This window comes from Achromobacter sp. NCFB-sbj8-Ac1-l, assembly GCF_052695805.1.
In genome coordinates this window covers 5414639-5424994 of sequence record NZ_CP199812.1, presented here as the reverse complement: position 1 = coordinate 5424994, position 10356 = coordinate 5414639, and the positions used below count along the sequence as shown (strand labels likewise).

The 10356-nt window shown below is 68.5% G+C and carries 12 protein-coding genes; 2 read left to right on the top strand and 10 right to left on the bottom strand.

The window, feature by feature from the left end; genetic code table 11:
- Positions 1-17 precede the first annotated feature (17 nt).
- From ACUDP5_RS24940 to ACUDP5_RS24910, 7 genes are all read right to left on the bottom strand, one after another.
- A complete protein-coding gene (locus tag ACUDP5_RS24940) occupies positions 18-935 on the bottom strand; it encodes an SMP-30/gluconolactonase/LRE family protein (protein WP_445657474.1) in 918 nt (305 codons plus the stop codon).
- Between the two features lie 19 nt (positions 936-954).
- Positions 955-1950: a Bug family tripartite tricarboxylate transporter substrate binding protein gene (locus ACUDP5_RS24935; RefSeq protein WP_445657473.1), complete on the bottom strand. Its 996-nt coding sequence runs from the start codon at positions 1948-1950 to the stop codon at positions 955-957.
- Positions 1951-2017: 67 nt separating this feature from the next.
- Complete coding sequence (locus ACUDP5_RS24930) at positions 2018-2959, bottom strand: NAD(P)-dependent oxidoreductase (RefSeq protein ID WP_263909886.1); 942 nt, start codon at positions 2957-2959, stop codon at positions 2018-2020.
- A complete protein-coding gene (locus tag ACUDP5_RS24925; protein WP_445657472.1) occupies positions 2956-3639 on the bottom strand; it encodes an RraA family protein in 684 nt (227 codons plus the stop codon). The genes ACUDP5_RS24930 and ACUDP5_RS24925 overlap by 4 nt, the downstream gene beginning before the upstream one ends.
- Positions 3640-3679: 40 nt before the next feature.
- Positions 3680-4675: a Bug family tripartite tricarboxylate transporter substrate binding protein gene (locus ACUDP5_RS24920; RefSeq protein ID WP_445657471.1), complete on the bottom strand. Its 996-nt coding sequence runs from the start codon at positions 4673-4675 to the stop codon at positions 3680-3682.
- Positions 4668-5573 (bottom strand): amidohydrolase family protein, encoded by a 906-nt coding sequence (locus ACUDP5_RS24915; protein ID WP_445657470.1) that lies wholly within the window; start codon positions 5571-5573, stop codon positions 4668-4670. The genes ACUDP5_RS24920 and ACUDP5_RS24915 overlap by 8 nt, the downstream gene beginning before the upstream one ends.
- A gap of 6 nt (positions 5574-5579) precedes the next feature.
- The gene (locus ACUDP5_RS24910; RefSeq protein WP_445657469.1) at positions 5580-6548 is read right to left on the bottom strand and encodes a Bug family tripartite tricarboxylate transporter substrate binding protein; all 969 of its coding nucleotides are present in this window, start codon (positions 6546-6548) and stop codon (positions 5580-5582) included.
- A 97-nt stretch (positions 6549-6645) separates the two neighbouring features.
- Between ACUDP5_RS24910 and ACUDP5_RS24905 the strand changes: the two genes are divergently transcribed.
- Both ACUDP5_RS24905 and ACUDP5_RS24900 read left to right on the top strand, forming a co-directional pair.
- Positions 6646-7374 carry an IclR family transcriptional regulator gene (locus ACUDP5_RS24905; RefSeq protein WP_263909895.1) on the top strand — a complete coding sequence of 243 codons (729 nt, stop codon included), beginning with the start codon at positions 6646-6648 and terminating at the stop codon, positions 7372-7374.
- Between the two features lie 119 nt (positions 7375-7493).
- On the top strand, positions 7494-7706 hold the full coding sequence (locus tag ACUDP5_RS24900; protein ID WP_263909897.1) for a hypothetical protein: 213 nt from the start codon (positions 7494-7496) through the stop codon (positions 7704-7706).
- Positions 7707-7765: 59 nt separating this feature from the next.
- On the opposite strand, the gene ACUDP5_RS24895 is transcribed toward ACUDP5_RS24900, so the two are convergent.
- The 3 genes from ACUDP5_RS24895 to ACUDP5_RS24885 are packed head-to-tail and all read right to left on the bottom strand — an operon-like array spanning position 7766 to position 10354.
- Positions 7766-8881: a hybrid sensor histidine kinase/response regulator gene (locus tag ACUDP5_RS24895; RefSeq protein WP_263909898.1), complete on the bottom strand. Its 1116-nt coding sequence runs from the start codon at positions 8879-8881 to the stop codon at positions 7766-7768.
- A 4-nt stretch (positions 8882-8885) separates the two neighbouring features.
- Positions 8886-9518 carry a chemotaxis protein CheB gene (locus tag ACUDP5_RS24890; protein ID WP_445657468.1) on the bottom strand — a complete coding sequence of 211 codons (633 nt, stop codon included), beginning with the start codon at positions 9516-9518 and terminating at the stop codon, positions 8886-8888.
- Entirely contained in the window at positions 9515-10354 is an 840-nt protein-coding gene (locus ACUDP5_RS24885) for a CheR family methyltransferase (protein WP_263909903.1), read from the bottom strand. Before ACUDP5_RS24885 ends, ACUDP5_RS24890 begins: the two co-directional genes overlap by 4 nt.
- Between the last annotated feature and the right edge of the window lie 2 nt (positions 10355-10356).

Genomic DNA, 10356 nt, shown 5'->3' with positions numbered 1-10356 from the left:
GCACCGCCTGACCGCCGCTAGGCCAGGCGTGCCAGCGGCATTCCGGCGTGCGGCGCCTGTGCACGCAGAATGGATCCCGATACCGACTCCGTGCAATACAGCGTGCGGCCATCCGGGCCGCCAAACGCCAGGTTGGTCGTGGACATGCCCACGGGGCTTTGCCATACGATCCGCGGCTCGGCACGGTGGTTGAGCAGCCAGACATAGCCCAGCCCGGGGTTGCACACCAGGACGTTGCCTTCGACGTCGACCGCCAATCCGTCCGGGCCGCTGGGCCCATACGACGTGAAGAACTGGCTGACCTTGCTGACACTGCCATCGGGCAGCAGCGGCACGCGCCACACGCAGTTGCCACGGGTGACGGCCAGGTACAGCACCTTGCCATCCGGCGACAACGCGACGCCATTGGGGCTGGGCACGTTGCCGAGCAAGAGATCCAGCTGGCCGTCGGGCCGCAGCCGATACAGCCGGCCGCCGGGATCATGCAGGCCGCTCTGGCCCTGGTCGGTGAAGTACAGGTTGCCCTGGGGGTCGAAGACCAGGTCGTTCACGCCCTTGAAGCGTTCGCTGTTGCGGCGCGCCAGATAGGGCGTGACCTGGCCGCTGGCGACGTCCAGCGTCATCAGGCCGTTCTTGTAATCGGTGATGAGCAGGCGGCGTTCGTCCAGGAACTTCATGCCGTTGGGCTCGCCGTCGTACTCGGCAACCAGCGACCATTCCCGGTCGGGTGACACGCGGAACACGCGGCCCCACGGAATATCGGTCACATAAAGGTTGCCGGCCGTGTCGAAGACCGGACCTTCCAGGAACGAGTCGGTGGGCACGCCGCCGCGGTTGGCGTCGGCCCAGTCGCTGCGGGCAGGCCGGCGAAACGTCTCGGGCATCGGCGACCAGACTTCGAACGGCAGCACCTCGGGCGCTTGCAGGTAGAACATGGCTGTCTCCTTGGCGGGGCTATTTCGCGTCAAAGCCGATGCTGCGGGCCACCTTGCCCCACATCACGCCGCTGTCGGCCAGAATACGGCGGAACTCGGCGGCATCGGCGGCGCGCGGGGTCGCACCCATCTTCACGGCGAAGGTCTTCATCTCTTCCGAGGCCATGGCGCGGGCGACCTCCCGCTGCAGGCGGTCGGTGACGTCCGCGGGGGTGCCGGCCGGCGCCCACAGTCCAGTCCAGTTGACCACGCCGAAGTCCTTGACACCGGCTTGCGCGAAGGTCGGCACGTCGGGCAGCACGTCCAGGCGCTGATCGCCGCTGACGGCCAGCAGGCGCAATTGTCCGCCTTGCACCGGCCCCATGATGCCGGTGGTGGACGCAAACTGGAAGTCGATGACCTTGCCCAGCACGGCCTGGGTGGCTTCGGCGGCGCCCTTGAACGGCACGTGCATGAATTTCACGCCGGTGGCCAGGGCCAGCCCCTCCGCGGCGAAGTGCGGGGTGGTGCCGGGGCCGCCGGAACCATACGTGATGCGGTCGGGCTGGTGGCGGGCCTGTTCGACCAGGTCGGACAGCGTGCGGTACGGGCTGTCGGCCGCCACGGCCAGCGCCATGGGCGCGAACACGAAGGCCGACACCGGCTGCAGGTCCTTGGCGGGATCGAACGGCAATTGCTTGAAGATGTGCGGCAGCAGCGAATAGGTCGTGTCATTGGCAATCAGCGTATAGCCGTCGGGCGCGGCACGCGCCACCTGGCTGGCGCCGATGGTGCCGGTCGCGCCGGGCTTGTTTTCGACGATGAAGCTCTGGCCGGTCTGGGTGGACAGCATCTGGGCCATCTTGCGCGTGGCGACGTCGACCGCGCCGCCGGGGCCATACGGCACCACGACGCGAACGGGGCGGCTGGGCCAGGTGTCGGCGGCGCGGGCAGCGCCCGTCGCCAGCAGCGGCAGCAGGGCCGCCAGGAGCAGCGCGGCGCGCCGGGTGCGCAGGCAGGGAATGCGGATAGTCATGTTGTCTTCCTCCTTTTGATTTGACGGGGCCCGGTCAACCATCAGGCCCAGTTCGTCGGCCGGGTTCTCAATGCCCGACGCGATCGCGCGCCAGCACCTGCAGCGCGTTGCGGGCGGCGGCCACGCCCATGTTGACGTAGGCCGCGCTGGTCACCCCGCCGATGTGCGGGCTCAGGATGATGCGCGCTTCCTGCTGGAACGGATGGCCGGCGGCCATGGGTTCGACGGCAAAGCTGTCCAGGCCGGCGGCCATGACGCGACCCGCACGCACGGCCTGCAGCAGCGCGTCCTCATCCACCAGGCCACCCCGTGCCGTGTTCACCAGGATCACGCCGGGCCGGCATCGGGCCAACGTGTCGGCGTTGATCAGGTTGCGGTTGTCGTCGGTCAGCGGGCAATGCAGGGATACCACGTCGGCCTGGGGCCAGAGTTCGTCCAGGGTCACCGGCTCGATGTGGGCCGGCAGGTCCTTGGCATACGGGTCATGGCCGATGACGCGCATGTCCAGGCCGTGCGCGATGGCGGCCATGCGCCGGCCGATGGCGCCCAGGCCGATCAGGCCGATGGTCTTGCCGCCCAGCTCCAGGCTTTTGTGCGTGGACTTGTCCCAGTGCCCGGCGCGCATGCGCGCATCCAGCGTCACGACGGATTTGGCGCAGGCCATCATCAACGCCAGCGCCTGCTCGGCGACCGCCGCCGCGTTCACGCCCACCGCTGCCACCACGGCGATGCCGCGCTGCGCGGCCGCGGCCTTGTCGATGGTGTCGGTGCCGCTGCCGTGCTTGGAGATCACGCGCAGTGCGGGGGCGGCGTCCATCGCCGCCGCGCCCACCTTGCTGTAGCGCACGATGATGGCGGCCGGATTGTGTTCGCGGCATAGCGCCACGATGTCGTCTTCGGAGGGCGTCTTGCCGGCGAAGATCACGGCATGGTCTTGCAGCAGGTCCAGCGCCTGCGGCGCAAGGTCGGCTGCGGTCACCAGCACGACGGGCTTGGCGGGGTGGCTCACAGCGATTCTCCTTCCTTGAGCACGCCGGCGGCGCGCAGGGCCGCGCTCAGCCACTTGGCTTCGGTGTCCCCGGCCTGGATGGCGGCAATGCGCGCGGCTTCGTCGCGCACCTTCTTTTCGGCCGCGGGCAGCAGGCCCGCGATCTTCTCGCGTTCGACCACCACCACGCCGTCCGCGTCGCCGATGATGAAGTCGCCCGCGTTCACGGTGACGCCGCCCACCGACACCGGGTGGCCGATACGGCCCGGCACGTTCTTGGTCGGGCCATTGGGGTTGGTGCCCGCGGCAAATACCGGGTAGTCCATTTCGATGATCTCGATGGCGTCGCGCGCCGCGCCGTCGATCACCACGCCGGCGATGCCTAGCTTGCGGCAGGCGTTCATCATGATGGTGCCCATCAGCGCGGAACTGAGATCGCCCTTGCCGTCGATCACCAGCACGTCACCGGGCCGGGCCAGCGAGATCGCCGCGTGGATCATGAGGTTGTCGCCCGGACGCACTTCCACCGTCAAGGCGGTGCCGGCGAGCTTCATGCCCGGATGCAGCGGGCGGATGCGGCCGTGCAGCGCGCCGCGCCGGCCGGCCACGTCGGCCAGAATGGCCGGTTGCAACGCCGCCGCGCGGCGTACGGTGTCCGCGTCGACGCGGGGAAATTCTTTGATGATGTCGGGGTTGGCCATGAGCGTTCCTGAAGGGGATGATGGAAGGGAATGGGGGCGGTCAGGCCGGCTTGATGCCAGCGTCTCGAATGACCTTGCCCCACTTGTCGAAGTCGGCGCGGCGCAACTGGTCAAGCGCCTGTGGCGTGCCGCCGGCCAGCGTGATACCCAGTTGCCCGGCCTGCGCCGCCAGCGCGGGGCTTTGCAGCGCCTTGCCGATGGCGGCGTTCAAGCGGTTGATGATGGCGACCGGCGTGCCGGCCGGCGCGAACGTGGCCTGCCATTGCTCGACCACGAAATCGTCGTAGCCGGCCTGGGCCATGGTGGGCACGTCGGGCAATGCAGGCAGTCGCTGCGCCGAGGTGATCGCCAGCGCGCGCAACGCGCCGGCCTTCACATGGGGCAGCGCCGCCGCGACGGGAATGAAGGCGAACTGCACCTGGCCGGCCAGGGTGTCCTGCAGCGCGGGGGTGTCGCCCTTGTAGGGCACATGCAGGAAGGTGGCGCCGCTCTTTTGCTGCAGCAGTTCGCCCTGCATGTGCAGGATGGTGCCGGTGCCGCCGGACGCGTAGGCCAGGCTGTGCGGCGCGCGTCTGGCGGCGGTGATGAGTGCAGCCAGCGTGGGGTAGGGCTGTGCGGGGCCGACGACCAGCAGATGGGGAATGGTGCCGATCAGGATGACGGGGTCGAACGCGGCGACCGGGTCGTAGGTCAGCTTGCCTATCACGTGCGGCGCGATGGCCTGGGGCCCGATGGAGGTGCCCAGGAGCGTCAAGCCGTCGGCATTGGCGCGCGCAACGCGGGCCGCGCCGATGGTGCCGGTGGCGCCGGGACGGTTGTCGATGATCACGCGGGTGGCCAGTTCGGCGTCCAGTTGCTGGGCAATGGCGCGGCCGAGCACGTCGGTGCTGCCGCCCGCGGGGTAGGGGACGACCCAGGTGATGGCTTTGCCGGCCGGCCAGTCTTGCGCGGCGCGGGCGCCGAACGTCGCGCTGGCGGCCAGGGCGCCGGCCACCGCCAGAAAGCGCCGGCGCGCAGGGGCTGCGGGGTTATGCATGAGAGGTCTCCGTGGTCTTGTTGTCGGGTGTTGCGGCAAAGCCGTACAGCGCAGCCGGGTTGTTCACAAGAATCTGCGCCAGGCGCGCCGCGCCGCCAGCCCAATCGCTCAGGCGGTCCAGTTGGCGGGCGTCGTCGGGCAGGGGCTGCATGCCCGACGTGGCCGAGGCGTGCGGCCAATCGCTGCCCCACACCACGCGTTCCGGATTGGCCTCGATATAGCTGCGGGCCAGCGCATCCAGCGCCGGGTCTTCGACCGAGTGGCGGGCACTGACGATGTAGCCGCCCGACAATTTGACCCAGGCACGGCCGGCCCGAAGCAGGTCCAGCACCAGGGCATGGGCCGGGTGCGAACCCGCCTGGGCCGGCGTGATGCGGGCCAGGTGGTCGAATACCAGTGGGGTGGGCAGGCGCGGCAGCAGCGCCGCCAGCGAGGCCAACTGGTCCGGCGGCATCAGCAATTGCAGATGCCAGCCCAGCGGCGCCACGCGCTGCGCCAGGGGAAGCAGGTGGTCCTGCGATCCCACCACGCCCAGCGACAGGTTCAGCCGTATGCCGCGCACCCCGGCGGCGTGCAGGGCTTGCAGCTGCGCGTCGCTCTCGGAGCCGTCGATGACGGCCACGCCGCGGGCGTCGTCGCCCAGTTCGGCCAGGCCGTCCAGCAGCGCGCGGTTGTCGGCGCCGTAGGTCGACGGGGTGACCAGCACCGCGCGTTGCAGCCCCAGTCGGGCCTGGATCGCGCGGTATTGGCGCATGCAGGCGTCCGGCGGCCGCAACGCCGCGCCAGGCACGGCGGGATAGCGCGCGTCATAGGCGTGGATGTGGCAGTCGCAGGCCCCTGGCGGCGGCGCCACGAGGGGCGTGGCCGTGCCTGCGGAAAAAGGAAAGGTCGCGCCCATGGCGTATCACTCGACGCGGGCACCCGAGTCCTTGACGATCTTGCCCCAGCGGATGCGATCGTCATGGATCAGCTTGGCGAATTGCTCGGGGGTGCCGGTCAGCACGCGGGCGCCCTGTTCCTGGTACTTCACGCCCAGTTCCTGGGTTTGCAGGGCCTTGTTGAAGGCTTCATTCAGGCGCTGGACGATGTCCTTGGGCGTGCCGGCCGGCGCGGCCAGGCCAAACCAGGTCACTGCCTCGAAGCCCGGAAAGCCGCGCTCGGCGATGGTGGGAACGTCGGGCATGTCGGGCACGCGCTGCGCCGAGGTCACTGCCAGCGCACGCATCTTGCCGTTGCGCACATGGCCGATCAGGGTCGGCACCGACGACAGGTACATGTCGATCTGGCCGCCGATCAGGTCGTTGGACGCCTGGGCCGCGCCCTTGTAGGGCACGTGGGTCAGCGAAATGCCCGCCGCATTCTGCAGCTGCACCGCGGCCAGGTGCGCCACGGTGCCATTGCCCGAACTCGCGAAATTCAGGTGGCCGGGCTTGGCCTTGGCCGCGGCGATCATGTCTTCCAGCGTCTTGAGGGGCGACGTGGCAGGCACCACGATCACCAGCGGCGCGTCGGCGACCAGGCCGACCGCGCTCAGGTCTTTTTCCGGGTCGTAGGGCAGGTTGGGATAGAGCGTGGGGTTGATGGCCAGGTTGCTGGTCTGGCCCAGCACCAGCGTGTAGCCGTCGGGGGCGGCCTTGGCCACGGTGTCCACGCCGATATTGCCGCCCGAACCCGGGCGGTTCTCGGTGACGATGTTCCAGCCCGTGTTGCCGGCCACTTTGATGGCGGCCTCGCGGGCCAGGACGTCGGTGCCGCCGCCCGGGGGGAAGGGCACGATCAGCCGGATGGGTTTGTTGGGGTAGCCCTGCGCCAGGCTGGCGCCGGCGGCGCAGACCAAGGCCATGCCCGCGAGCAAACGCGCGATTCGCTTCATGTGTTGTCTCCGTTGATTTGTTTTTTGGTGGGTGAATTGTGGAGCGATGTTCCACGGCATACAATGCATGTTCGTCTAATGAAACATGTCTCGCACAATGAACGATTCGGAAGATCTTGATGTCGACGCGGGGGCGCCCGAAGAAGGCGTGGTGGCGGTGCGCCGCGCCATGCGCATCCTTGAAGCGTTCGGCGTCGAAGACGCGCATCTGTCGCTGGCCGAACTGAGCCGGCGCACGGGCTGCCACCGGTCCACCGTGCTGCGCCTGGCGCGCACCCTGGCGCTGGACGACTACCTGGCGCAACGGCCGGATGGCACCTGGCGCCTGGCGCGCGCCGCGGGGTGGCTGGGGGCCTGCTACCAGGCCACGTTCAATGTGGTCGAGGTGGTGCAGCCGGTGCTGCGTGAGTTGTCCGCCGCCACGGGCGAAAGCGCCACGTTCTACGTGCGCGAAGGCCGCCAGCGGATCTGCGTGGCGCGCGTGGAAGGCCCCCGGTCGATCCGCCATCACGTCAGGGTGGGGGCGGCGCTGCCGCTCGAGGTCGGCAGCCCGGGCCGGGTGCTGCTGGCCTTTACCGGCGAGGCGGGCGAGCCCTATGAATCGATCCGTCGGGCCGGCTACATGATTTCGCTGGGCGAACGCGATGCCGAAGTGTCGAGCATCTCGGCCCCGGTCTACGGCATCAACTGGACGCTGCTGGGCGCCCTCTGCATTTCCGGCCCGCTGTCGCGTCTGACCGAGTCCGTGCTGAGGGAGCAGAAAGAACCCATCCTGGCGGCGGCCAGCCGCCTGTCGCGTTCCATGATGGGCGTGCGGCAGGGGTAGCGGTGCATCGCTGCGGGTTGTTTACCGAAGCAAGCGCGCTCGAATTTTCAAAATGTGAGGCCGGCTGACTTCGGCCGCGACAACCGCTAGGATGGTCCTTCCCGTCAACAGGAGGCACCATGGATTGTTCAGTCGAAGGAAAGATCGCGTTCGCCGATGGCCACTCGTACCACTTCGCCACGGTGGATGCTGCGCTGGCGTTCGCCGAGTGCGTCAAAAGCAGCGGCAATCCCGGCCAATGCGCGGCCACGCATGGCAGCACCAGCCGGGTCAAGCTTGAAGACGTCGGGGCGCAGGAAGAGGCCGAGCGGCGCGAAGACGACGGGCGCTGACCCGCGCGGGAACGCCCCGTGGCCGCATGCCGGCCTGGCGTTCTCCCGCTACCCGCGGGTCAGCGCGGCAGCGCCACGCAGAACCGCGTGATGCCATTGCGCGAGTCGGCGTTGATGCTTCCACCGTGCGACAGCACGATCTGCTGCGCGATGAACAGACCCAGGCCCAGGCCGTGGTGTCCGCCGGCCGGCCGGGCGCCGCTGCGAAAGGGGTTGAACAGGTGCGGCAGCAGATCGGGCGGGATGGTGCCACCGTTGCTGACGGTGACGACGACCGCGTCCGCGGCCGTGCCGTCCACGTCGACGCGCACCGGCGCATCGCGGGTGCCGTGGTGCAGGGCGTTGCCCAGCAGGTTGGCCAGCACCTGGGCCAGCCGCTCGCCATCCCAGTTGCCGGTCAGGTCGCCCTTGAAGCTGGATTCGATCTGGCGGTCGGCAAAGCCGGTGCGCAGTTCGTCCAGCGTGCGGTTGACCAGACCCTGCAGGTCGAAGCGCGTGGGGGCCAGCGTCAGGCCGCCCGCCTGGCGGATGCGGGTCACGTCGAGCAGGTCTTCGATCAATCGGCTCATGCGCTCACTGCTTTGCAGCATGCGTTGCGACAGGCTGACCACGCGCGTGTCGTCGCTTTGGCGCTGCAGCAGCGAAGCGCCCATCACAATGGCCTGCAGCGGCGTGCGCAGATCGTGGCTGAGCACGGCCATGAACATCTCATTGACGCGTAGCGCCTCGGTGCGTTCTTCCAGTTGCTGCGCCAGCGCCAGGCGGCGTTCATGCAGTTCGAAGAACACGCTGGCCTTGGTCTTGAGCATGTACGGGTCGATGGGCTTGTACAGGAAGTCCACCGCGCCGGTCTCGTAGCCGCGGAATTGCCAGTTCTGTTCGCGTGAGCCGGCGGTAATGAAGATCAGCGGAATGTGGCGGGTGCGTTCGCTGCCGCGGATCAGTTCGGCCAGCTCGAAGCCGTTCATGTCCGGCATCTGCACGTCCAGCAACGCCAGCGCCACGTCGGGATGGGTCAGCAGCAGTTCCAGCGCCTGGGGGCCGGACTGCGCTTTCAATACCTCGACACGGTCGTTCGCCAGCAGCGCCTCCAGCGCAACCAGGTTCTCTGGCACGTCATCGACCAGCAGGCACTTGATACGGGCGTCCGGGGGTTTGGCAGGTGTCAGGATCATGATGTCAGAAGAGGTTGGGGTCAGGCTGCCGGGTGGGCAGCCGCGCGAACAACTGGGCGATTTCCTCGAGCGTCAGCGCGGGTAGCGCGGGCGTTTGCGCCAGGGCGGCATCGGGCATGGCCCGCATGAAGGCCGTGGCCGGCGCCTGCACCACGGCGTACCCGCCCGCGGCATGGATGGCGGCCAGGCCATCGGCGCCATCTTCGTTGGCGCCCGACAGCAGCACGGCCAGCAGCCGTTTGCCATAGCTGTCGGCGGCGGAATGGAACAGCACGTCGATGGACGGCCGCGAGAAATACACCGGCGGATCGATGGACAGCGCCAGCCGCGGTCCCTGGTCCACCAGCAGGTGATAGTCGGGCGGCGCAAAATACAGGTGGCCGGCTTGCAGCGGCTGCTGGTCCTCGGCTTCCTGTATGGGCAGCACGCAGCGATCGCGGAAGATCTCGACCAGCAGGCTGCGGCGGTCGCGCGGCAGGTGCAGCACCACGATCACCGCCGCCTGCAGGCCGGCCGGCAGGGCGGGCAAGAGAACGTTCAAGGCGTCGATGGCCCCCGCGGAACCGCCGATGACGATCGCGTCCCACGGGCCGCCGGAGGGCGCCTGGGGCGGGCGATGGGCCGCGCGCGGGTTCACAGCCCGGCCTTCTTGCGGTAGATGCGGTCCTGCGGCACGAAGTCGTCGAAGTTCTCGGCCTGGGCCGAGAACCGGATCGACTCACGCGACCCCAGGCCCATGAAGCCGCGGTGCACCAGCGCGTCGTGAAACAGGGTCAGCGCGCGGTTCTGCAGGTCGCGCTCGAAATAGATCAGCACATTGCGGCAGGACACCAGGTGCACTTCGGCGAAGACGCTGTCGGTGGCCAGGCTGTGGTCCGAGAACACCATGTGTTCGCGCAGGGACTTGTCGAACATGACCCGTCCGTAGCGCGCGGTGTAGTAATCGGACAGCGAACTGCGGCCGCCGGACTGGGCGTGGTTCGCGGTGAAGGCGGCCACCCGTTCCAGGTCGTACACGCCTTGTTCGGCGGCGCGCAGCGCATGTGGATTGATGTCGGTGGCGTAGATCAGCGTGCGGTCCAGCAGGCCTTCTTCGTGCAGCAGGATGGCCAGGGAATAGACTTCCTCGCCGGCGCTGCAACCGGCTACCCACACCTTGATCGACGGATAGGTGCGCAAGATCGGCACGACCTCGTTGCGCAGCGCCAGGAAATAACTGGGGTCGCGGAACATGTCGCTGACCTGCACCGTCAGGAATTGCAGCAGGCCGGTGAACACTGCCGGTTCGTGCAGCACGCGGTCCTGCAACTGCGACAGGGTCTTGCAGCCGAACTGGCTCAGCGCGCTGCGCAGGCGCCGCTTGAGCGAGGCCTGCGCGTAGGCCCGGAAGTCGTAGTGGTAATGGTGATAGATCGCATCGAGCAGCAGCCGCTGCTCGATGTCTTCGATGTGCGCGCGCGTCCGGTGGGGCATGG